We start from the raw sequence: 22,884 nt of genomic DNA, 5'->3' as shown, positions 1-22,884 counted from the left end.
GTTGGGATTGAAAAATTACACAGAGAAGGCTCGAATCAATACTGACCGGGTACTGCACGATATCGGTGAGATAGCCCAGTTCCACAGGATACAGGGCTCAAAAGAGCTCGTTGAGGCCGTTAGATACATAGAGGAGGAGCTCTCGGCGTGGGGTATCGAATCAAAACGGCTCGACAGGACGTACGATGGAAAGAGCTTCTACCTGACACTCAGAAGCCCTATAGCATGGAACCTCCTTCACGCGGAGCTTGAGATTGGGGGTAGGAGGGTTACATCGGCCGAGACACCCCTAATCGTCATGGCCCACTCCCCGTCTGGAGAAGGGGAGGGAACCGTACTCCCAATAATCAGAGAGGAAGACTGGAAGAGGGCAGAAGGAAAGGTCGTCCTCGTTGGAAAGGACTGGAGGGAAGCATACAAAAGGGCCAACGAAGAGGGAGCGGTTGCTTTCATCGCCTATCGCAGGGGAACAGGGGAGGCTTTCCCATACATCGGACTCTTCCTGGGTAAAAAAGACCTTGAGTGGGCCGGAATCCCAGCCTTAACCGTGTCAGAGGTTTGGGCCAACAAGGTTATCGAGAAGTCGCTCTCCGGCTTGGAAGTTCGTGCCAGGTTCGCAGTCCAAGTCGAGACTCCTCCACAGGAGCGCCTTCCAATCCTCCAGGCAAGGATCGGGGACCCTCCCTTCGTAGCATTCACCGCCCACATCTGTCACCCCAAACCGGGGGCCAACGACAACGCCTCAGGAAGCGCCATGCTAATGGAACTTGCAAGGGTTCTCAGCAGGCTTTGGGACAACTCTTTCCGCTTTGGCTTCTCCTTCCTCTGGGTTCCTGAATACTACGGGACACAGGCCTTCTTTGCCGGAGACATTGACCCTCAGGATTATTACGCTGGGTTCAACCTAGATATGATTGGGGGAAGCCAGGACCGCTCCGGTTCGACCCTAATGGTGGTAAGGACACCACTTTCCAGGTTCTCGGTTGTTTCGGGTGTCCTTGAGCGGGCCCTTGAGCTGGCGAACGTCTCAGGAAGCAGGAGCCTGACGGGGGAACCGCTGCCCGGCATGAAGCTCAGGACGTTTCCCTACGAGATGGGAAGCGACCATGACGTTCTCAACTTCTTCGGTATTCCATCGGTAATGCCGATAACGTGGCCCGACAGGTTCTACCACTCAAGTGCAGATACCGTGGAGAAGCTCAGCCTTAAGGCAATCAGGATCATAGGGGACGCCGTCCTCTCTTCCGCCCTCTTCCTCGCGGAGGTACCCTCCAAAGAGCTAGAGCGCTTCTCCAGAGGCTACGCTATGAGGTACCTCGGGGAGCTCTCAATGGAGCGCGAAACAGAGGTTGCGGAAAAGTTAGTCATGATGGGACTAGCACGCGACTCGGAGTTCCTGGGAACCAAGCTTGGGCACAGATTTGATGCTGAACCCTGGCTTGAGTGGACCCTCAGGGGGAGGATGGGAGAGGACATAATGGAACTCAAGGCGAAGGAGCACCTCGATGAGTTCAAGGAGTTAACAAAGGACAGGAGGAGGGTCGTCCACCTCCACGAACTGATAATGCTTGGAGAACTCCTTCCGGAGGGAGAGGCCTACACGGCGCTGAAAGAGGAATATGGGGAAGTGGAGAGGGAAAAGCTCGAAAAACTCATGGAACTGGCGGAGAAAAGTGGTCTGGTGAGATGGAGAGGTTAATCCCCAGAGATTTCGTTCTCAAGCTCATCTATTTTCTTTAGGATGTTGTTCTTTATTCTCTCAAGAAGCTCGCGGGGCGAGGTGGCGGTGTAAACGTAGCCGAGCCAGCCCTGCTCAACCAGCTTCCTCTGAAGAATTCCTTTCCGATACAGGTTGAGGACGTGGGCCCTGACGGAGCGCTCGCTTATCCCCAGCTCCTTTTGAATCTCGGTTATCCTCATAGGGCGCTTCTTCTCCAGGAGGAGGCGGTATATCTTGAGCTCTCCTTTTTTGAGCCCCATTACACGCAGAATTCCCTCCAGTTTTTTGTAGACGTCCTCTTTTGCACCCATGGTTTCGTCCCTATGAAAGTAGACTTTCATACCCCTTAAAAACATTGTGCCGGAAAAAGTCGCAGCTGTGGGCCGGGTACAGAGACCCGCGTTCATTCATCGCGCGGGTGGATGCTCCCGGCCCTGTGGGCTCGGCGTGAGCACTCCCCGCTCATAGAACCCGATGCCTTGCGGGGGCGGATTAACCGAGCCCATGAGGAGACAAAATGTCCCCTCACTGTCGGCAGATTGAGTTGGAAAAGAGAGCTTAAAAAAGTAGAGGTTCACTCGATCGGGAGTTCCATGTCCTCTTTGTGGGCCTTTAAGACCACCATTGTATGGGTGGACTCAACGCCCTCTATGTCCCCAATCTTGTCCAGGAAGTCGTTGAGCTCGTCGCTGTCTTGGGCCCGTATCTTGACTATCATGTCGTAGTCTCCGGTGGTCTCATAGACCTCCACAATCTTAGGGTACTTCTTGAGCTCTCCAGCAACGTTAGAATACATACCTGCCTTCGCTTTTATTAAGACGAACGCCAGCATACCGAGCCCTATTGATGCCGGGTCAAGGAGAACCGTGAAGCGCCTTATAACTCCCTTCTCTTTAAGCTTCTTTATCCTCTCATATATCGTGGACTCAGCGAGGTCTACTTCCTTGGAAATCTCTCTTAGGGGTGTTCTGCTGTTCCTCTGAAGTATCGCGAGTATCTTCTTATCTACTTCATCAAGGCCTCCCCTCAATGACACCACCACAAAAAATTTTCGAAAGGCTATATAAACCTGCCGATTTTTGGGGAGACCCAAGGGGGGCCAACTGAAAGTCGGCCACATTATCTTTATAAAACGCCAGTTCTCCATAGGTTCGGAGCAGGGTGGTGAACATGCCAACGAACGTGACAGCAGAGTACCTGGCGGCAGAGGAAGAGTACCACAGGGCAAAGACGATTCCGGAGAAGATACGGGCCCTTGAGAAGATGTACGCAACGGTTCCCAAGCATAAGGGAACCGAGAAGCTCAGGCTCCAGATAAAGCGAAAGCTCTCTGAACTGAGAAAGGAGCTTGAAAAGCAGAGGCAACAGAAGAAAAGCGGCGGTTACTCCATAGCTGTCAAAAAGGAAGGGGCCGCGCAGATAGTCCTCGTTGGCCTCCCGAACGTGGGTAAGAGCTCCCTTTTGAAAGTTTTAACCAACGTCGATACCGACGTGGCCGACTACGCTTTCACTACAATCGAGCCGATTCCGGGCATGATGCACCACAGGAACGTCCAGATACAGCTAGTTGAGGTTCCTGGACTCGTTGAGGGTGCCGCCCTCGGAAAGGGCATGGGGCCCCAGCTTTTGAGTGTCGTGAGGAACGCCGACGCCATAGCCATAGTTGTTGACCTCTCCCACGACCCGATTAAGCAACTGGAAACCCTCCTGACGGAGTTCGAGAGGGCCGGGATAAAGGTGAACCGGAGGAGACCCAGGGTAGAGATAAAGCGGACTGCCAGTGGTGGAATCATCATCAACGGAGTGGAAAACATCAGGGGAGACGTGAACGAGGCAAAGAGAATGGTGTACGAGGAAAGGATTCACTCCGCCGAGATAACCGTCAAGGAGCCGGTAACTCTGGAGGAGTTCGCGGACGCGCTCGATGAGAGCCTCGTCTGGAAAAGGGCCATAATCATCGCCAACAAGGGAGATTCCCCGGGCAGCAAGGAGAACTACGAAAAGCTGGTTAAAGAATATGAAGACCGCTTCAAGATCGTTCCCGTCTCGGCGAAGAGGAAGATACAACTGGACAGACTGAAGGACGAGCTCTACGAACTGGCCGGGATAATCCGTGTCTTCACGAAGAGCCCAGGTGAAGACCCTGCATACCCACCGGTGGCCCTTAGGAAGGGCTCGACGGTCATGGATCTCGCGGAGAGGATTCACAAGGACTTTGCCAAAAACTTCCGCTACGCACGGGTGTGGGGCAAGAGCGTCAAGTTCCCTGGCCAGCGCGTTGGGGCAGACCACGTGCTTGAAGACGGGGATATCGTGGAGATTCACGCCCGCTAGCGGCAGAATGCCGGGTTCTTTCTAAATAAGGGGCACATAAATATTTTTACATATTAATTTTCTCTGTTGATGTGCATCTTAACGTTTATAAACATCGAGGGCCATCTATGAGCGCTCTTAATGTCTTCGAGGTGATAACATGGAAGGGCCTAGGCCTACGGAAGGGGATTCTTCGGGGAAACCCCATCCGGGGGATGCACGCCTTAAAGAACATCCCATTCTGAGCTTCAATGAAAGAAGGGGCAGAAAGGTAACGATATATTTTGACGGAAAGCCAATAGAGGCCTACGAAGGGGAAACGATAGCGATGGCCCTGCACGCTGCTGGAATAAGGGTTCTCAGCTACAGCGGCGAGAAGCACAGACCAAGGGGCCTGTTCTGTGCAATAGGAAAGTGCTCCTCGTGTCTGGTCAAGGTAAACGGCATCCCAAACGTCCGCTCGTGCATAACCCTCGTTGAGGACGGCATGAGGGTAGAGACCCAAAATGGCAAGGAAGAGCTCCCAAGAACCGCAAAGCCGCCGGAGTGGAAGGATGCACCCAGATACGAGGCCGATGTCGTCATAATCGGCGGCGGACCTGCCGGCCTGATGGCAGCAATCCACGCAGCTGACGCCGGAGCAAATGTAATCCTAATCGACGAACAGCCCATGCTCGGCGGTCAGCTCGTCAAGCAGACCCACAAGTTCTTTGGAAAGCGGGAGCAGTTCGCAGGTGTCAGGGGCGTTGAGATAGCCCGCATTCTCACGGAGGAAGTGAAAAAGAGGGAGAGAATACAGGTTTTCACGGAAACCTCCGCCGTTGGAATCTTCCAGGAGGGGGATAAAAAGCTCGTAACTGCCATCAGGAAGAACAAGGAGCTCATAGAATTTACGGGAAAGAGCCTCGTCGTGGCAACGGGCGCGATGGAGAAGATGATTCCCTTTGAGAACAACGATTTACCTGGAATCTACGGTGCGGGGGCAATACAAACCCTCATGAACACCTATGGAGTAAAGCCAGCGGACAGGGTTCTAATCGTCGGAGCAGGCAACGTCGGGCTGATTCTGGCATACCAGCTCATACAGGCCGGCGTTGAGGTGAAGGCGATAGTCGAGGCCATGCCAAGGGTCGGGGGTTACTTCGTGCATGCGGCCAAGGTGAGGAGGCTGGGAGTCCCGATACTCACGAGGCACACCATCCTGCGCGCAGAGGGAAAGGAAAAGGTTGAGAGGGCGGTGGTGGCCCAGCTCGACGACAACTGGAGACCAATTCCAGGAACGGAGAAGGTCTTCGACGTTGACGTCGTGGCGCTCGCCGTCGGGTTGAGGCCAAGCATAGAGCTCCTACACCAGGCGGGCTGCCAGATAAGATACGTGAGGGAGCTCAGCGGACACGTGGCGGTAAGGGATGAGAGGATGGAAACGACCGTTCAGGGAATCTTTGTCGCAGGAGACTCCGCGGGAATAGAAGAAGCAACCACTGCAATGCTCGAAGGGAAGATAGCAGGCATTGCCGCGGCGCTCAAGGCCGGAGTTGCTTCTTCAGAGTGGCTCAACGAAATAAGGAAAGCCCAGCGCGACCTTGACGAATTCCGCTCCGGACCCTTCGGAAAACACATACTCGAGGGAATAAGGAAGGCGATGGCCGGTGCCGAGCTTAAGAAAGCCGGGGAGGCGAGGGTATGAAGTTGTATCCCCGCGGTGACGTTATGGGCTGTAGAGTCCTCTTTTTCGCCAGCGCTTTTGTCAAAAGGGCTGTGGAGGCGGGAGTATGAGTAATGAAATACCGCACTTTCTCAGGGAGGGGTACCTCACCGTTGACGAGCTCTTTGAGATGACCCCCAAGCCGAGTGAAGAGAGGCTGAGGATGAAGCCCGTTGCCGTTCCAGAATGCCCGCAGGAGATACCCTGCACGCCATGTAAGGAAGTCTGCCCGGTCAACGCGATAAGCATGCCAACTCCCAACGATAGGCCCGTTGTCAATTACGATAAGTGCATTGGCTGCTCCCTGTGCGTTCAGGTGTGCCCCGGACTGGCGTTCTTCATGGTGCACTACGTCGGGGACAAAGCGAGGATAACGATGCCCTACGAACTTCTCCCGGTTCCAAAGCGCGGTGATGAGGTGATTCTCCTCAACCGCGTCGGAGAACCCGTTGGAAAAGGGAAGGTCACACTAGTAATACCGCGCGAGAAGAGCATGGGCGACACCGCCGTCGTTACGGTGGAGGTGCCTATGGAACTGGCGTGGGATGTCAGGTCGATTAAGGTGCCGGGAGATGGTGAAGATGACTGAGAACACAGGAGACCCAAGGGAAAAGATAATAATCTGCCGGTGCAACGACGTCACGCAGAAGGAGATAGAGGACCTGATAGACCGGGGAATCACCGACATCGAGGAGATAAAGCGCCTCACAAGGATTGGGATGGGTCCCTGCCAGGGAAGGACGTGCATTCCCCTCGTGATTTCGATAATCGCCAGGAAGACCGGGAAGAAGCCCGATGAGATTCCGGTTCCGGCAACGCGCGTTCCCGTCAGGCCTGTGATGATGGGGGTTTTGGCGGGCGAGATGGGTGATGACGATGAAGAGTGAGGCAAAGACGGTCATCATCGGCGGCGGTATAATAGGCCTCAGCATAGCATACAACCTCGCCAAGCTCAGCGAAAGTGACGTGGTGGTTCTTGAAAAGGGCTATCTCGGCAACGGCTCAACCTTCCGCTGCGGAACCGGAATAAGGCAGCAGTTCGGCGACGAAGCTAACATCAGGATGATGAAGCGCTCCGTCGAAATCTGGGAAGGCCTGAAGGAGGAGCTGGGACACGACGTCGAGTTCACGCAGAGCGGCTACCTCTTCCTGCTCTACGACGAGGAAGAGCTTGAGTCATTTAAAAAGAACGTCCGCCTTCAGAACAAGTTTGGCGTCCCATCAAGGATAATAACCCCAGAGGAGGCCAGGGAGATAGTCCCGCTCCTAAACACAGATGGGGTGATAGGAGCCGCTTGGAACCACACCGACGGAAAGGCGAACCCGTTTAAAGCCGTCTTTGCCTACGCGGAAGCTGCCAAAAGGCTTGGTGTTGAGATATACGAGTACACAGAGGCAAAGGGTATCAAAGTTGAAAACGGGGGGATAAAGGCCGTTGTAACGAACAGAGGGGAGATAAAAACGGGGCGGGTGATAAACGCGGCCAACGCTTGGGCATCGAAGATAAACGAGATGGCGGGCGTTCCGGTTGATATCCCCATCCACCCCTACAAGCATCAGGGCGTTAAGACCGAGCCAATAAAACCTGGCCAGATAGAACCGATGGTGGTCTCCTTCAAACACGGCGGTGTTTACCTTACGCAGGAGGCAAACCAAGGGGGTGTCATCGGCGGCTACGGCCTCAAGTACGGGCCGACCTACGATATAACGCCAACCTACGAGTTCCTTCGCGGTGTCAGCTACCGCTTCGCCCGGATAATTCCCGCGCTCAAGTATGTGAACGTCATCAGGATATGGGGCGGGTTCTACGCCGAAACGCCCGACGGAAACGCAACAATTGGTAGGATAAACGAGATAGACGAGTTCTACATCGCGGCGGGCTTCAGCGGACACGGCTTCATGCTCGCCCCAGTCGTGGGAGAGGCCCTCGCAGAGCTTATCGTGGACGGGAAGACGAACAAGCCCCTCGACTTCTATGACCCCTACCGCTTCGAGCGCGGCGAACTCCGCGGAAAGGCCATCCAGATGGGATGACCCTTTCTTTTCTTCATGTTTTTTATTGCTCTGGAGGGAGAGGACAATGATAAAAACGAATGTTTTGATAATCGGAGGAGGCGCGGCCGGAATAGTGGCCGCACTGACCGCAAAGAGCAATTATCCCGATAAAGACGTTACGATAGTGCGGAAGGAAGAGAAAACCCTCGTTCCCTGCGGCATACCATACATATTCGGAACACTGGAGAGCGTGGAAAAGGACGTTATTTCCAATGACATTCTCAAAAAGAGCGGGATAAATTTGGTGATTGATGAGATAACCTCAGTTGACCTGGGGCCGAAGATTGCAAAAACCCGGGGTGGCGAGGAACTTGCCTTTGAAAAGCTCATCCTGGCCACGGGTTCCAGACCAGTGGTACCGCCGATAAAAGGGGCTGACAAAGAGAACGTGTTTCAAGTAAAGAAAGATTTTAGGTATCTGTCAACGATGAGGGAGCGAATCAAGGAGAGTCAAGATATCGTGATAATCGGTGGTGGCTTCATAGGCGTGGAGTTCGCCGATGAACTCAGAAAGCTGGGTAAAAACGTTTCGATAGTAGAGATGCTCCCTAACGTGCTCTATGCTTCCTTCGACGACGAGTTTTGCGAGATGGCCGAAGCCGAACTCAGGAGGGTGGGCGTTGACGTCTACACGAACAGCCAGGTGAAGGGGATAACCGGCGGAAAATCCGTGGAAGGGGTCCGCCTCTCCAACGGCAAAAATCTGAACGCTGACCTCGTGATAGTGGCCGCGGGGGTTAGGCCCAACACGGAGCTCGCCGAGAGGATGGGACTGAAGGTCAGCAGATACGGGATCGAAGTAGACGAGTATATGAGAACCTCCCATCCGGACGTTTTTGCGGTCGGCGACTGCGCCGAGAAGCGCGACTTCTTCACGCGGAAGCCCAAACTCACCCTCCTAGCATCGGTGGCCACTGCCGAGGCTAGAATAGCGGGGGCGAACCTATACAAAATAAGAGCCTTCAAGCAGTTTAAAGGAACCCTCGGCATATTCGCCACCAAGGTAGGGAACCTTTCCCTCGGAGCTGCAGGGCTTATCGAAAGGAGTGCAAGGGCGGAAGGGTTTGAATATGTGGTGGGCAGGAGCGACGTGCCGGACAAGCATCCGGCATCACTTCCTGAGACAAGCGAGGTCTCGGCGAAGTTGATCTTCACGAAGCAGGGAGGCTTTTTCCTGGGTGGTCAGTTGGCTGGAGGAGACACCGTCGGTGAGATGATAAACCTCATCGGATTTGCCATAGAGAGCGATTACACCGCCGCCAAGTATATCAACCTCCAAATAGGCACGCATCCGCTCCTAACGCCTGCACCAACTGCCCCCGCAACCATAAAAGCGGCGGAGGACGCCCTGAGGAAAATATACCAATAACCTTTTCAATCCTTTTCTCACCATTTCGACAGAAATTTTATAAATCCCTTAATATAGCCCCCCAACATGCCCCTGGGGAAGAGAGATCGAGTGGTAACACAGGGAAAGCGCGAGAGGACGCTCAAACTAAAAAAGCTTAGGGTTAAGCGGAGGAACACGCTCGTCTTCTTAGTTGCGATGTTCTTTGCCAACATGGCCTTCGGCATGGCCTTTCCCTACTTAAGCGTCTACATGCGGCTCCTTGGAGCAAGTATGTTCACCGTCGGCCTTCTGAGCGTCGTATTTAACCTGACCTCCACGATATTTCAGTATCCTTTCGGCTGGCTCTCAGACACGAGCAGAAATAGAAAGGGTTTCATAGCCTTTGGATTATCTTCATTCGGGCTGTTCTACGCCACAATGGCCCTCGCTGCCACACCTAGCCAGGTTCTCATTCTTAGAACCCTCCAGGGGGTCTTCGGCTCGGCACTGACCCCAGCCCATTCTGCACTCATATCTGAGTTATCAACCAAAACAGGCTCCATATTCGGCCTCTTTAACTCGGTTGAGAACGCCGGCTACATGCTCGGTAACTTCCTTGGCTCGGCAATAGTTGGATACGTCGGCGTCAAAAAGCTCTTCGTTATATCCGGTGGAATCCTCTTCTTCTCTGTTGGTTTATCCCTCTTCATCCGCGAGAGGCCCCTCGGCAGGCGCTCCCTGCGCGGCATGATACTCGTACAGGAGGGAAGGGAAGGCTGGAGGACGACGGTTAAGGGCTCAGCGTTCATGACGCTCCTCAGGAGAAGGGACTTGGGGCTGTTTTATCTAACCGTCTTCCTCGTTATGGTGGCCAGCGGACAGTTCTACTCGGTTGTTTCCGTATATCTAAGCCAGACGTTTGGGGGATGGAGCGTTGGAGTGATATTCGGAATAGAGAGCCTCGCTGCCGCTTTGACGGGCTACTTCATTGGGAAGCTCATCGACAGGCACGGAGCGAGACGCTTCTACTTAATAGCCATAGCCGGATACATTGTAGCGTTCCTCCTCTACGGCATAGTGAGGAACATCTGGCTGCTCTTCGGCGTTGCATTCCTCTCCGGCCTTAAGTGGGTGATGACAATAAACTCAACCTCCGCCTACGTGGCGGAGAAAGTTAGTGTCTCGGAGAGAGCTCAGGGTATGGGGCTTCTCAACGCGATGATGAGCCTTGGCTGGGTAGTTGGACCGCTCATAGGTGGCTACCTCTCAGGAATAAGCTTCCAGCTTAATTTTATTAGCACAACTGTGCCCCTGGGTATTGCCTTTATTATGGCACTAAAGCTCCCCCAATGAGCACTAACTTCTTAAATTTGTGTTCCTCCCTTTCTCCGGGGGAAGAACATGTCGCTGGATGAGCTTTACTCTCACCTCTGGAGGAGAAATATGGATCCTGAAAATGAAGTGGCTCAGAGGAGGTACCTTTCCCTCAGGGCTTTCTTTAACTGGGCGATAAAGGAGGCCCTTCTCCCCGAGGGGAGAAAGCTTAAGATTCTAGACCTCTGCGCAGGAACTGGGATAGCTGGCGCGGCTCTGCTTGAAACCCTCCGCGAGTGGAACGTTGAGGGCTCCCTGACCATCGTGGACAAGAGAAAAGACGACCTCTTAAAAGTTGATTCCTGGCTTGAGGACGAGAGAGAAGTCTACGGTGCCGTAATGGACTGCCTTGACGATCTCAAAAAACTCGGCGAGTTTGATGTCGTCCTGCTCTGGGGAAACACTATGCCGCACTTCGACCCCTACCAGGCGGCGGACCTCTTCAGGAACGTTGCGGAAGTCCTCATCCCTACCGGCGTCTTCATGCTTGAGGAAACAGACCGCTTTGGGGCATTCTTCTATGGGAGGAACTACCGGGAGATAGTGCCAGAAGCAAAGGGAGATGACTGCACCATAGTATCTCTTGACGAGGGATACAACCCCCTCAGAGGCACTATCCGGAGGGGGTACTACAAACTACCAGGTTGGGAGAAGATGGGGGAAGTTGACACTAGGTACTGGGACCTAGCTGGACTGGCTGGAATGGGGAAGATACTCTTCGAGGAGGCGAGGGTGATAACGAGAAGGGAGCACGGCGTCGTTGGAGTCAGCGACGTTATCTACTTCGGGCATCCAAGGCGCTAGCGGGCGTAGTACTGGGGCTTCCTGTCCCGGAAGATGTCGTTGTAGTCGTTGAGCTGTTTGCTCCGTGCAAGGGAGATGTCTATCTCAGCTATTCCAACTTCCTCTCCATCTTCACTCCCCTCAACAAGAGTTTCCGCGAGGGGGGAGTTTATCTGGCTCCTTCCAATAAAGCGGAGCCCTCTCTCAACCCCAACACGGTCCGCTGTTATCGTGTAGACTCTGTTTTCCAGGGCCCTTATCGGCATCGCCCTTGGGGCGTAGGGCATGACGAGGTTGGCGGGGTGGGCTATGATCTCCGCCCCCTTGAGTGCCAGGGTTCTCGCGCCCTCGGGGAAGAACCAGTCGAAGCATATCATAACCCCTATCCTCGCGAAGCCAATGTTGAAAACCTGAAATCCGAGGTTGCCCGGCTCGAAGAACTCCTTCTCACGGGCAAAGAGGTGGATTTTGCGGTATTTTCCAATGTAACCCATGGGCCCAACGACGACGGCAGAGTTGTATAGCCTGCCCAGGCTGTCTCTCTCGGCGGTTCCTGCCACTATGAAAATCCCATGTTTCCTGGCAGTACGTATGAGAAACCGGGTGATCTTTCCGTCGGGAATCGGCTGGGCGACGCTCTCGACCTCCTCTTTGCTTTCAAAATTATATCCCGTATCAAAGAGTTCAGGGAGAACGATGAGCTTGGCCCCTTCTGAGGCGGCCCTTTCTACAAGAGCCTCCGCCTTTGAGAGATTATCCCCAGGACTGAGCAACACCGGGTTCATCTGCCCGAACGCAACTTTAACCACATTGCTCACCTGTATCTCATTCTGTCACAAAAGGTAAATAAGCATTGCCGTTTTGAGAGCTAAAATTTTTCAGAATTTTAAAGTCCTGTTTAGGTATACCTACCGGGAAAATACGCCATATTATAACAATGAACTAGCCAAGATAACGCATTTAACGTTTTATCTGTTTAAAAAGGAGTATATCAAAGAAGGAAGCATTAAAACCAGTGATGTAAAATAAGTTTTTAGAGCCATCTCACGGCAGTTTCTGGCTCCCGCGCAACGGGGGGAGGGTTTTTGCATTCTGGGAAATATCCCAAAAGCCTAGAAGGAAAAAGCTTAAAAAGGCGCTGGGAAAGTGTGGCTGGAAAGTGGAGGTGACGCTCATGAAGAGGAGACCGAGGAAGTGGAAGAAGAAGGGCAGGATGAGGTGGAAGTGGATAAAGAAGAGGGTCCGCAGGCTCAAGAGGCAGCGCAGAAAGGAGCGCGGTCTCATCTAATAGCACCCCGGTGGGCAATACATGGAGTCAGAGTGGATACGGCGCGAGTTCGAGCGCCTGTCCCTCATTTTTCACACTTCCCTCGGCAAGACGCTCGTTATCTCCGATCCTCATGTAGGTTTTGAATTCTCGCGCGGACTCAGGCTCCGCACACATTTTGAGGAGAAACTTGCATCGTTCATCCAGGAAAAAGACCCAGACCTTCTCATCATTCTAGGGGACATTAAGGAGCCAATCGGGCTCAGTTTTGCCGTGAAGACGATATTAATGGAGTTCTTCTCCAGCCTCAAGGGGATTAACGTTGTAATCACCAAGGGCAACCACGACGGTAGGATAGAGGAAGCGGCATCCCCATTCCCAAACATCAGCGTTCTCGATTATCTGATCCTCGATGGTGCCCTATACCTTCACGGCCACACAAACCTTCCCACAGTAGAGTTCGGGGAGGGATATCTGGGGCACATTCATCCCGCGTACACCGTAGGAAGCCCTGGAAAGAGGATCAAGGTATTCGTGAGGGCTGGAAAATTCCTTATCCTCCCAACAATAAACCCGTACATAGAGGGATTTGATGTGCGGCAGGGAATAAAAATGGTGCCATTCCTAAGAGGAGTAGAGGAACTGAATTTATTCTTGCCGGAAGGGGTATATCTTGGAAAAGTCCAGCTGTGAAAAACAGCGTGATTAAAAACATGGAATGAAAAGATAGAAACTTTCTCGATTCCATCTATCTTATTCCCAGCCACCAGCTTATTCTATCTGCATTACCATTTGAACTTCATTGTTCAAGGGGCTTTATTCAAACTCTGATTTTCGCCAAAGAGGGGCTACGGAAGGGGGAACTCCCAGTAAGGTCCCCCTCGTTGCCCCCATCCTCATTTTAACCTGTCTTAACAACGCTAATTGCTCAATAGCGCCATATTTAAGTTTTTCTATTAAAAATTTCCAATGTATCACCTCAATAGCTGATAATTCATCAAGTACCTACATAAATGCATACATAAATGCATTCAAGGATTGAAGATACTCCAACAGACCCAGTTTGTACTTATGAATTCTACAAAATATGCATCCAGAGGAAAGGAACGAAGAGGAACACCACTCCAAAAGAAGGTGGAAATGACCAGTTTAAATCAAACTAAGGAAGAGTAATCGAAAAAAACATGGTCACTTGCTCAGCTCTTGAGCCTTTCTGGCCAGTTCCTGAAGTTTATTCTCCAGTTCTCCAAGAGCCGCCCGGGTCTTGGTTATAGCCTCGCTGTACTCATTTATTCTTGCCTCAAAGTACTCCACGGCATCACCCAGATTCTTTTCCACAGCGTATCCAGCCCCAACGCTCACGATGGCCCGCTCAGTATCTGTGAGGGCACCCTTGAGGAATGATCCCGCACCAATGGGGACAAGAATCTCGCTCTGCCTCCCCTCTTTTTTGAGTGCCTCCACAGTGGCCTTCGCCGCCTCGAACTCGTTCTTTCCGACGGTCAGCAACTCCAGGTTCTGGGCCAGAAGCTGAGCCTGCGCCTGCAGGAGCTGATACTCGTAAGCCAGCTTTTCAAGTTCCTCATTTCCCTTGGCCTCCACCATTCACATCACCGGGCTAAGTAGGAGGGCAGCTTTAAAGGGTTTCCCCTACTCACCCTGCTTCCTCTTGAAAAGGTCGACGCGGGTTATTATCCCCCTCAAAACCCCGTTCTTATCCTGAACGAGAACAGCCGGATGGTCCTCAAGGAGATATTTGACCACTTCGAGGTCTTCTTCCTCGTTGACTATCGGAAACGGTTCGTCCATGACCTCCATGACCTTCCGCTCGTAGATGTCCTCATACTCAAGGCTCTTTCTAACCAAAGAGCGCTCCGTGACCGAGCCGACGACCTTGTTCCCGCTTATCACCGGAATCTGGGAAATGTTGTGCGTGTTCATCAGCCGGATAACGTCCTCAACCTTCTCATAGGGCTTTACAGATATGACTGGAGACGACATGACATCCGCAGCTTTGGGGACGGCTTTCCTGCACTCAAGTAAAGCCGTAAGTATCCTGTTGAAGGTTGAGAGCCTTGGATCCACCTTACCGTTTTCGAGCTTAGCTATGTACGCCTGTGTGACCCCCGCTTTTTCTGCCAGCTCCTCCTGTGTAATATCGAGCTCCCTGCGTATCCTCTTGATAATCCTCGGATCTATTGGGTGGGGTATCGCCACCGTAATAATCACCGGTTATATCCCTAACTTAAAGACTAATAAGCTTTGAGGTTCGCGGCAACCTTTTAAGGATGAACGAGCATACAATGAGCGATGAGAGCGTTAAATCAGAGAAGGTTGCTGGTTCTCTCACAGGCAATTCTTCTAATTCTGGTGAGCTTTGGGTTGGCCCTACCCAGTATAAACATGGACGTGCAGGAGATTGGGGAAGGATTACAGAGGCTAGTCTCCCCTGTTCTCCAGGGTTCGATTTGGTTTTATACCAACCTACCCTGAGGACAGCTGGTTTTTTCGGAGGATCCCCCGCGGGCACTCATATCTAGTTTTCTCTTAGGGACTCTAATAACAATGTTCTCGCGTACAGCTATTCTATCGTTCTAACGTCTAATCTAACAGCCGGGAGCATTTTGGACTATTCACTTGTTTCTCAAACAGGAGCCAGCAGATCTGACGTTGTTACGGCTCTCGTTGTAGTTATAACACCAAACTATCAGACAACGCTCACTTCCGGAAACATCCTTGGTTATGAGCAGAGAGCTCGGAGAGGGAACGGCCAACACCATGAAGTTCTGCACTCCCATAACCATAACTGAAAGGAGCGGGAACAACCTTTACGGTCACACTCTACAATGGCCAGCTGACTTTCTACCAGAAGACTCCAGATGGGAATTTTGGGAATGTTTCCACATACACTGAAAAGTCCCGGTATTCTATCACCGTAAACGGAGACGGAAGAATTGGTCTGGGCCAGTGGAGCGACTACAACAACGTTCCCAGTAAGTACTACCTCATTGTCGTCAGAAACTATGTTGATCCGAACCTTCTGTTTCAGTAGGTTACTGGTATTACAAGCTTGTCTTCCGTCCCCAGCCTCCGACTGCACCGCTCTCTGTGGGCTCTTCATCAGCCAAGGAGACTTCTTAGCCCCGTATGATTGGCGGCACGAACAAAGAAGAACCTCACGCGTTCTCCTCTCCAGACATCTTAAACAGCACTGCCCGGTTCAGCCGGGCTGAGGGGCATAGCGGAGGAATAATGCAGGATCGATATCAAAACCTCATCCATCCCCCTGAATATCTTCAGCATACCACTCCACCGTCTTCTTCAGCCCTTCCTCAAGGCTCCACTCCGGCTCAAAGCCGAGCTTTCTAATCTCGCTGATGTCAGCCAGGCTATGTCTTATGTCACCCGGCCTCGGTTTGTCAAATACTATAGAACCATTGGAGCCTGTTATCTCGATTATCTTCGTTGCGAGCTCCAGAACGCTCGTCTGCTTTCCAGTGGCAACGTTGAAGACCCTTCCGTTGGCTTTTCTGCTCTCTGCTACCAGGATGTTCGCCTTAACAACGTCCTTGACGTAGATGAAGTCCCTCGTCTGCTTCCCGTCGCCGAAGATGACGAGAGGTTCTCCCCTCAGCGCGCGGTTTATGAAGATGCTTATCACTCCAGCGTACTGGTTGGCACTCTGCCTCGGCCCGAAGACGTTGAAGTAGCGGAGTGCAACAACTGGAAGGCCGTAGAGCTCGTGGAAAACCCTGAGGTGCTCTTCCGCTGCCCACTTCGTGACCCCATAAGGAGAGAGCGGCCTCGGCCTCTCTGTCTCCTTTAGGGGCAGGTTGGGGTTGTCACCGTAGACGGCGGCTGAGGAGGCGAATATCAGCTTCCCATGCCCTTCAAGAAGGGCCTTCAGGATGTTGAGCGTCCCGAGGACGTTGACTTCCTCCGTGAAAACCGGGTCTCTGACGCTTTCGACGACGCTCACCTGGGCCGCCTCGTGGAAGACGTAGTCCGCCTGGCTTATCAGCTCTGCTATGGCAGTGTATTCCCTCACGTCTGCCCTGACGAGCTTTGCTCCCGGAGGGACGTTCTCCTCCTTTCCGGTGTGGAGGTTGTCGATAATTATCACATCGTTATCCTTAACCAACTCCCAGGCTATGTGGGAGCCTATAAAACCAGCTCCTCCGGTAACAACGACCAACTTGTTCTTAATCATGATGAATACCCATTATCCATGAGCCCACGGTATCTTTTAATATTTTCTTTTCTTCAGCATGTCACTGAGGACTTCTTTTTCCAGAAGTTCCCCCGGCTCTGAGCTATGTACACAAGGTCTTCAAGAACAAGTGCCACCTTCTCAAGCGAGTCCGTTGTGACGTTCCAGGGTATGGCGTACCTGAACTCTACAATCTCGGCTAGATCGTCGAGGTTCAGTTCCCCAGCTCTTTGCCGTCTTCAGTCCTAACAACAACAGTTTTTCAACCGGGATTATCTCCAAACAGACCATATGCACCACAGTGTAAAATTCCCACCATAACAATTTAATGGTTTCGAGCCATGTTTAACATATAGGTGTTAAATAGAAAGCATTATAAACCCCTTCTTGACTTAAATATGGGTAAGAGCCATGCCGAGCTACATCGTCGTTGGTGGTCAATGGGGGGACGAGGGCAAGGGTTCTATCATAGCTTACCTTACCCTCAAGGACAAACCTGACATGATAGCGCGCGGTGGCGTCGGGACGAACGCAGGACACAGCGTTTTCATAAACGGGAAGAAGTACGCGGTAAGACAGCTCCCGACTGGCTTCATGCAGACCAAAGCAAGACTTCTCGTTGGCGCGGGCGTTCTCGTCGATCCGGACGTTTTCTTTCACGAGCTCGAACACCTTAAGGATTTCAACGTTGCCGGGAGGGTCGGGATAGATTACCGCTGTGCGATAGTCGAGGAAAAACACAAGAAGTTCGACAGGAGCAACGGCCACCTTCACAAGGAGATTGGAACTACTGGGAGTGGCTGCGGGCCTGCAAACGCTGACAGGGTCATGAGGAAGGCGAAGCTCGCGAGAGACGTGAAGGAGCTCGAACCCTATCTAACGGACGTCGCCGCCGAGGTGAACGACGCAATCGACGAGGGCAAGCTCGTTCTCGTTGAGGGGACTCAGGGCTTTGGATTGAGCCTCTACTACGGAACCTACCCCTATGTGACTTCCAAGGATATCACCGCCTCTGCCATAGCGAGCGACGTTGGCATCGGGCCGACGAGGGTTGATGACGTCATCGTTGTCTTCAAGAGCTTCCCGACGAGGGTGGGGGCCGGCCCATTCCCAACAGAGATGAGCCAGGGAGAGGCCGAAAAGCTCGGAGTCGTCGAGTACGGAACCGTCACTGGAAGGAGACGGAGAGTCGGCTGGTTTGACTTCGAGTTCGCCCGCTACTCGGCCAGGATTAACGGTGCAACAATGCTCGCCCTGACGATGCTGGACAAATACGATAGGGAGGCCTTTGGAGTAACTGAGTACGACAGGTTGCCGGAGAAGGCGAAGGGTTTTGTTGAGGAGATAGAAGAGCGCGTTGGCGTTCCAGTTGGCCTGATAAAGACCGGCCCGGAGCTTGAGCATATCATAGACAGGAGGGAGAACATCTAACTCGGAAAGGAGAGGACGTTCTCTTCACTTTAATCTTTTCCTGAATGTGAATCCAGATGCCTAAATGAGCGTGTCTTTTGGTGTACTCATAACATTTGCACGTTATTCTCGAAGTTTTGTCCCGTTGCAGTGTTTATTGAAAAGGTTTCGTCCCAATTTGATACCTCCAGGCGTGGAAAGATATTTATTCCTCGGCTCCGCTATAGATTATGGGGGAATTGCAATGAAGTGGGACGCGTCGGTTCTTAAGATCGCACCAGAGGAGTTCATAGTCGAGGGGCTGTCCGAGCTCCTGAGAAAAGCCGGATTTCAAGAGGTCGGGAGGGAGTACAAGAAGGTTGGGAAAGCCAGGGTTGCCGTTGTCATCGGCGAGAGGGAGAACATCTTCACCCAGAAGGAGACAATGACCATAGCCGTCGTGAGAGGGATCATTGAAGGAGAAAAACTCCAAAAGCTCCTTGCTGATTACGGAGATGGCGTAGTCCTCATACCGTTTGATAGGCTTGAGGGGGATGTTGAGGGAGCGAGAGTTCTAACACCGGAATGGCTAGCTGATGCTTTCACCCTACACGAGATAAAGCCCCCAAAGACAATCCTTGAGAAGTTCCTACCCCTGGAAGACGAGACGGGCTTTCTCAGGGAGTTCATCCTTGACGGTCCTCTCCTGAATCCAGTTTATCCGGCAAGACTTATTGAAGAATCCAAAAAACTGCTCTCCTACAGGTATGGGGTTAGTCCTGAATCAATACGCCCTGAAAAGCTGAAGCTGGAACTCAGGGAAGTCCACGTTTTCACGTGGGTTTCCGGGGAGGGCACAAAGAGGGCCCTCATTCGGAAAGAAGGGGTGGTTCTCGACACCGACTCGGGAAAGCTGAAGGGGGTAGCTATGCGCGTTCTCCTCGAGGACGTGGCGACGGTTCAAGCCTCAGAGCTACTGTTCGAGGGAATCGAGAACCCAAAAGAGATGCTCGTGAGGGAAGCCACCAAAGGCGGAATCCTGGACTTAAAGACCGTTGAGGGCAGAAAAGCTTACATTCCGACGGAAGCGGTCCTCGAGCTCTCAATTGGGGAAAATAAAGCGACCGTAAAGTTCAACCTTGAAAACGGAAGGACTCAGGCCAGGGCAAGTCCCCTAAAAGAGGATGAACTCGTTGAAAAGTTCTCTGAGGTCGTAAGGAGAGAAACCGGCGAGGAGCCAACTTTGACCGGCAAAGTCGGCAAGGGCAAGGTTCTTCTGGTAAGGGGAAGGACCGAGAGGTACGTTATTGAGGGAGAGATAAACCGATACAGCGGAGAGATAGGCCTCTTTAGGAAGGCCCTCAACGAGAGTGCGATACTTTTCATAATTTTGGAGCGCTACCCCGATGGTGAGGTAGTCAGCGTGGAGAAGCAGGGAGACTCGGTTATCGCTGATGTGCTAACTGAGAAGGCATTGGTGGTTTTAGGGATTGATCCAGAGACGGGCGAAAGCAGTAGTATGAAGAAGTTAATCCATCCGTCCCAGATACTGGGGAGAATTTTGAAGGAGGAGAACCTTCCGTTCAAACCTGGGGACTTCTCCTTGAAGGTGGATGGAGTGCTCTGGCACAGAAACGTCCGGGCGGTGTTCGAAGGCAAAGGCGTGATGGTAAGAGCAGAGTACAACGGCAAGACTGGAGAAGTGAGGGAAAAAGAGCTCCAGATTTCCAGGGAGGCGGCGGTGCAGATCGCCCTCAGCAGGTACAAGGGCTTCAAGCTCATGCTGGAAGAGGAGAGCGAGGGGGCTTTCCACCTCACCCTGGGGGGAGAAAAGCACATAGTTAAGCTTAAGGTCATTTCGGACGGCAGAATTGAAGAGACCGACCGCTTTTTGAAGAAGAAAACCGTTGAGGAAATAGCCCTCAAGAAGGTCTCTGAGATCGACGAAGGGCCGGTTGTTGAGAGCCTCTCCCTCCACGATAACTGGGAGGTCGAGTTCAGCGGGGTGAAGAGGTTCGGAAGGATGATCATTCACAGAACCACCTGCGAGATTCTGGCCTTTGAACACCAGTACCTGGAGAGCTTTCTGACCAAGCTCTTCAAGGATCTCGTGGAGGATGAATACGGGGATGGGACCGAGGTGGAATGGGTTCTCCACAACCTTGAGGAAGGAGTCGCAGGAGTGAAGGGCTGCGGCGGAAAGGGGACGTACTTCGCCAAATTCGACACCCGCACTGGGAGGGTGATTTCGCGGGACTTCGTGCCGAGGGGAATAACCTCAAAGATCCGCCTGGCGCAGGTGGAAAGCAGATACCGGCCATGAGGTGGTTGGGATGAAGGTTCTAGAGTACAAGCCTCCCAGAACTGTGATTGGGGGAGCGGTCGTTTTCATAGCCATTGCCGTTGTCTTCTTCATGTTTGCCTTCCCGCTGACGGAAATGGCCGGGTCAAGCTTTCAGTTGATATTTCTGGCGTTCATGGGAATATTCTTTGCAGTTCCAGTCGTTCTCCTGCTGAGGGTTAAAAGCGCTAGGAGCAAGGTTTCTTCCTTCATGAGGGATGCAAGCATAGGGGAGACCGTGACCCTGCCACAGCCCGTCCGTTATGAGGTCGGAACCTACACCTGCACTGGAGAATGGAGAAGCAGCGGAAAGAACAGGCACTACTACACTTCCCACACGTTCAGGAGAACTGAAAGCGGGGAGGGGCCGACGATAGCGCTTCCCAAAGGTCCTTTCATTGTCACAGTGAAGAGAGACGACAGCGGGCTCGTGGAGTTTCCGGCGGTAAGGATACTGAGCGAACCCTACAAGAACGTCCTGCTTCTTTAAATGCCCTCAGGTGGAACCGTCAACGCTTCGGGCACCGTTGAGGTCGCCACGGAAAACGACTCCGCCCAGCTCTCCCTCAAGGGGGCGGGCAAATCCCTGGCCGGGACCGTCTACGCCACCCTCCAAAAGGCGAGGAAGGCAAAGGTGGAGATATTTCACACGGCCTGTGAGAGGAACCGCTTCAAAATCGGGGAGGGGGCAACCTTCGACTTCTCGAAAGAGCTCCTACCCGAGGAGGATAGGCTCATAGTTGCCTACGAAGGCTTCTCCCCAAGGGACTTCAGGAGGCTCATGGGAGGAGGGGAGTACATCATGGGACACGGAACATACGGGGTCAGGCTGATCCTCGACATCCCACTCCGTCCGGATGTTGTTGAAGAAGGCTCCTTTGAGGTTGTTCTAGAAGAAAAAGAGACGGAGAAAGAAAAAGAGCCTGGAGATGGTTGGGGCTTTGAGTGAGTGTTTGAAGAGATAAAGCTAACTATAACCCTGCCGCCCGCTGAAAGACCCACAGCAAACCTCCAGCGGAGATGAATGCCAGGAACCCTATCAGAGCTCCAAGGACAAGCTTTTTCCACACTTTCAGCTCCTTTCTATCCCTTCCTTCCAAACAGCGCTCCGCCACGAGCACGGGGATGGCTTTGTAGGAGCCGTAAACCAGCAGGACGTAAAGCCACACTATGGGGTTGAAGGTCAGGAAGACGGCCCCCATCTGCTCCATTAGTATTCCAGTGGCGCCACCTATTAGAAAAACCTCCTTCCAGGAGTAGTTGTATCGCCGAACCGCCAGCCCCCAGTAGAGGACGAAGGGGAGGTAATAAGCGAACGCTAGGTACAAGTCAGTCAGAGGGTTTGGGTTGAAGAGGGCCCTCCCCCCCGGAGGCCGCTTCAGGTTGTCTATTATCGCAAGAACCTCCGTGAGGTAGGCCGAGGCCATCCCAACAAGCAGGTACGCTTTAAAATTGCCTCCGTGGCGTTCGTAAAAGACCCAGGCCCTTTCCCTAAATTTGTAGGCTACCCCTACGAGGGTAAAGATTAGCCATGTCGTCCCGAGCCACGGCACCGTCAGAAGAGGGATAAACGTGGAGATATAAAAAAGGCGTTCCCTATCGACCTTCATCTCAAGCCCTCTTAGAATGCTCCACAAACCACCCCACTATCGTTCTGTGGAACTCTTCACCCCACTCCTGATCCTCGAATATCTCGTGGTAAGCCCCCTCGAACTCCTTAATTTCTTTGTCCTCCACCGTGAGCTCCTCGAAGAGCCTCCTTGAGCCTTCCGGTGGCGTTATGATGTCGCCGGTGCCGACGAGCAGAAGAACGGGCACCTTAATTCTCTCTGCCTCCCTGTGTGCCCTCTCCATGTTGCTGAAGATGCTCGTGCCGAGCTTCCCGGAGATTCTGTCGTGGACGAGGGGGTCTTCGATGTAGCGCTTCACAGCGTCTGGGTTTCTTGAAAGGAGTTCCGGTTTTATGCCGTTTGAAAGGGTCAAACCTGGGGCTATTTTTCCAAGAACTTTCGCTAGCGCCACCATGAAGCTTGGCGTCTTTGGGCTTCTTGCGAGTGCTGGGGAGGAAGCGACGACGCCTCTTACCTCATCCGGCCTCGTCTCGGCGTAGCGGATAACGGTCAAGCCACCGAGGCTGTGGCCGAAGAGGAAGGGCTTTTCACCCAATTCTTCAATTATTGAATCAATTATTTCCATGGCCTCTTCGACGCTGGTGTGTCCCCTCTTTCCCGGGCTTTTCCCGTGTCCAGGCCAGTCGAAGGTGTCGACGGCAAAGCCGGCATCGTTGAGCATCGAGATGAGCTTTTCATACCTTCCACTGTGCTCCCCGAGACCGTGAACGAGAACGACCCAACCCCGCTCAGGGGTTCCAAATTTGGCATTGTAGATTTCCATGTC

23 protein-coding genes are annotated in these 22,884 nt (G+C 52.7%); 15 read left to right on the top strand and 8 right to left on the bottom strand.

Annotated elements, in window-relative coordinates:
* Position 1 precedes the first annotated feature (1 nt).
* Entirely contained in the window at positions 2 to 1,699 is a 1,698-nt protein-coding gene (locus tag E3E29_RS00265) for a DUF4910 domain-containing protein (RefSeq protein ID WP_394352953.1), read from the top strand.
* On the opposite strand, the gene E3E29_RS00260 is transcribed toward E3E29_RS00265, so the two are convergent.
* Positions 1,696 to 2,061, bottom strand: coding sequence for a helix-turn-helix domain-containing protein (locus E3E29_RS00260; protein WP_394352952.1), 366 nt, complete (start codon positions 2,059 to 2,061; stop codon positions 1,696 to 1,698). The genes E3E29_RS00265 and E3E29_RS00260 overlap by 4 nt on opposite strands.
* Positions 2,062 to 2,294: 233 nt before the next feature.
* Positions 2,295 to 2,750 (bottom strand): Lrp/AsnC family transcriptional regulator, encoded by a 456-nt coding sequence (locus E3E29_RS00255; protein ID WP_167909734.1) that lies wholly within the window; start codon positions 2,748 to 2,750, stop codon positions 2,295 to 2,297.
* 140 nt (positions 2,751 to 2,890) lie between these two features.
* On the opposite strand from E3E29_RS00255, the gene E3E29_RS00250 reads away from it, so the two are divergent.
* The 8 genes from E3E29_RS00250 to E3E29_RS00215 all read left to right on the top strand — a co-directional run bounded on the left by E3E29_RS00250 (position 2,891) and on the right by E3E29_RS00215 (position 11,301).
* Entirely contained in the window at positions 2,891 to 4,054 is a 1,164-nt protein-coding gene (locus E3E29_RS00250) for a GTP-binding protein (RefSeq protein WP_167909001.1), read from the top strand.
* Positions 4,055 to 4,193: 139 nt separating this feature from the next.
* Complete coding sequence (locus E3E29_RS00245) at positions 4,194 to 5,720, top strand: FAD-dependent oxidoreductase (protein WP_167909000.1); 1,527 nt, start codon at positions 4,194 to 4,196, stop codon at positions 5,718 to 5,720.
* A gap of 85 nt (positions 5,721 to 5,805) precedes the next feature.
* The gene (locus tag E3E29_RS00240) at positions 5,806 to 6,327 is read left to right on the top strand and encodes a 4Fe-4S dicluster domain-containing protein (protein WP_167908999.1); all 522 of its coding nucleotides are present in this window, start codon (positions 5,806 to 5,808) and stop codon (positions 6,325 to 6,327) included.
* Positions 6,311 to 6,625, top strand: a complete 315-nt coding sequence (locus E3E29_RS00235) for a (2Fe-2S)-binding protein (RefSeq protein ID WP_394352951.1) — start codon at positions 6,311 to 6,313, stop codon at positions 6,623 to 6,625. Before E3E29_RS00240 ends, E3E29_RS00235 begins: the two co-directional genes overlap by 17 nt.
* Positions 6,615 to 7,772, top strand: coding sequence for an FAD-binding oxidoreductase (locus tag E3E29_RS00230; RefSeq protein WP_167909733.1), 1,158 nt, complete (start codon positions 6,615 to 6,617; stop codon positions 7,770 to 7,772). Before E3E29_RS00235 ends, E3E29_RS00230 begins: the two co-directional genes overlap by 11 nt.
* Positions 7,773 to 7,818: 46 nt before the next feature.
* Positions 7,819 to 9,162 carry an FAD-dependent oxidoreductase gene (locus E3E29_RS00225; RefSeq protein ID WP_206205733.1) on the top strand — a complete coding sequence of 448 codons (1,344 nt, stop codon included), beginning with the start codon at positions 7,819 to 7,821 and terminating at the stop codon, positions 9,160 to 9,162.
* Positions 9,163 to 9,228: 66 nt separating this feature from the next.
* On the top strand, positions 9,229 to 10,476 hold the full coding sequence (locus tag E3E29_RS00220; RefSeq protein WP_206205732.1) for an MFS transporter: 1,248 nt from the start codon (positions 9,229 to 9,231) through the stop codon (positions 10,474 to 10,476).
* A gap of 48 nt (positions 10,477 to 10,524) precedes the next feature.
* Positions 10,525 to 11,301 (top strand): class I SAM-dependent methyltransferase, encoded by a 777-nt coding sequence (locus tag E3E29_RS00215; protein WP_167908998.1) that lies wholly within the window; start codon positions 10,525 to 10,527, stop codon positions 11,299 to 11,301.
* Here the strand turns inward: E3E29_RS00215 and E3E29_RS00210 are convergent.
* Entirely contained in the window at positions 11,298 to 12,089 is a 792-nt protein-coding gene (locus tag E3E29_RS00210; RefSeq protein WP_167908997.1) for a nitrilase-related carbon-nitrogen hydrolase, read from the bottom strand. The two genes, E3E29_RS00215 and E3E29_RS00210, sit on opposite strands and share 4 nt — an antisense overlap.
* A 500-nt stretch (positions 12,090 to 12,589) precedes the next feature.
* Between E3E29_RS00210 and E3E29_RS00200 the strand changes: the two genes are divergently transcribed.
* The gene (locus E3E29_RS00200) at positions 12,590 to 13,240 is read left to right on the top strand and encodes a metallophosphoesterase (protein WP_167908996.1); all 651 of its coding nucleotides are present in this window, start codon (positions 12,590 to 12,592) and stop codon (positions 13,238 to 13,240) included.
* 495 nt (positions 13,241 to 13,735) lie between these two features.
* Here the strand turns inward: E3E29_RS00200 and pfdA are convergent, their stop codons facing one another.
* Together pfdA and E3E29_RS00190 are read right to left on the bottom strand one after the other, a co-directional pair.
* Positions 13,736 to 14,152, bottom strand: coding sequence for a prefoldin subunit alpha (gene pfdA / locus E3E29_RS00195; RefSeq protein WP_167908995.1), 417 nt, complete (start codon positions 14,150 to 14,152; stop codon positions 13,736 to 13,738).
* 45 nt (positions 14,153 to 14,197) lie between these two features.
* Positions 14,198 to 14,776, bottom strand: a complete 579-nt coding sequence (locus E3E29_RS00190; RefSeq protein WP_342764637.1) for a CBS domain-containing protein — start codon at positions 14,774 to 14,776, stop codon at positions 14,198 to 14,200.
* Positions 14,777 to 14,857: 81 nt separating this feature from the next.
* Here E3E29_RS00190 and E3E29_RS00185 point away from each other — a divergent pair, with 81 nt between their 5' ends.
* Positions 14,858 to 15,040 carry a hypothetical protein gene (locus E3E29_RS00185; protein WP_167908994.1) on the top strand — a complete coding sequence of 61 codons (183 nt, stop codon included), beginning with the start codon at positions 14,858 to 14,860 and terminating at the stop codon, positions 15,038 to 15,040.
* Between the two features lie 781 nt (positions 15,041 to 15,821).
* Here the strand turns inward: E3E29_RS00185 and E3E29_RS00180 are convergent.
* Complete coding sequence (locus E3E29_RS00180) at positions 15,822 to 16,757, bottom strand: SDR family oxidoreductase (protein WP_167908993.1); 936 nt, start codon at positions 16,755 to 16,757, stop codon at positions 15,822 to 15,824.
* A 411-nt stretch (positions 16,758 to 17,168) separates the two neighbouring features.
* Between E3E29_RS00180 and E3E29_RS00175 the strand changes: the two genes are divergently transcribed.
* The 4 genes from E3E29_RS00175 to E3E29_RS00160 all read left to right on the top strand — a co-directional run bounded on the left by E3E29_RS00175 (position 17,169) and on the right by E3E29_RS00160 (position 21,436).
* A complete protein-coding gene (locus E3E29_RS00175; protein ID WP_167908992.1) occupies positions 17,169 to 18,188 on the top strand; it encodes an adenylosuccinate synthetase in 1,020 nt (339 codons plus the stop codon).
* 223 nt (positions 18,189 to 18,411) lie between these two features.
* Positions 18,412 to 20,469 (top strand): hypothetical protein, encoded by a 2,058-nt coding sequence (locus E3E29_RS00170; protein ID WP_167908991.1) that lies wholly within the window; start codon positions 18,412 to 18,414, stop codon positions 20,467 to 20,469.
* 10 nt (positions 20,470 to 20,479) lie between these two features.
* The gene (locus E3E29_RS00165; protein ID WP_167908990.1) at positions 20,480 to 20,977 is read left to right on the top strand and encodes a hypothetical protein; all 498 of its coding nucleotides are present in this window, start codon (positions 20,480 to 20,482) and stop codon (positions 20,975 to 20,977) included.
* Positions 20,978 to 21,436 carry a hypothetical protein gene (locus E3E29_RS00160; protein ID WP_167908989.1) on the top strand — a complete coding sequence of 153 codons (459 nt, stop codon included), beginning with the start codon at positions 20,978 to 20,980 and terminating at the stop codon, positions 21,434 to 21,436. It begins immediately after the preceding gene.
* Positions 21,437 to 21,458: 22 nt separating this feature from the next.
* Here the strand turns inward: E3E29_RS00160 and E3E29_RS00155 are convergent, their stop codons facing one another.
* Both E3E29_RS00155 and E3E29_RS00150 read right to left on the bottom strand, forming a co-directional pair.
* A complete protein-coding gene (locus E3E29_RS00155; RefSeq protein ID WP_167908988.1) occupies positions 21,459 to 22,097 on the bottom strand; it encodes a hypothetical protein in 639 nt (212 codons plus the stop codon).
* Position 22,098: 1 nt separating this feature from the next.
* On the bottom strand, positions 22,099 to 22,881 hold the full coding sequence (locus tag E3E29_RS00150; protein WP_167908987.1) for an alpha/beta hydrolase: 783 nt from the start codon (positions 22,879 to 22,881) through the stop codon (positions 22,099 to 22,101).
* Positions 22,882 to 22,884 lie beyond the last annotated feature (3 nt).

The sequence above is a fragment of the Thermococcus sp. Bubb.Bath genome, assembly GCF_012027595.1.
Lineage (GTDB): Archaea > Methanobacteriota_B > Thermococci > Thermococcales > Thermococcaceae > Thermococcus.
The sequence above is the reverse complement of the archived record's forward strand: the minus strand, read 5'-3'. Positions and strand labels throughout refer to the sequence as shown.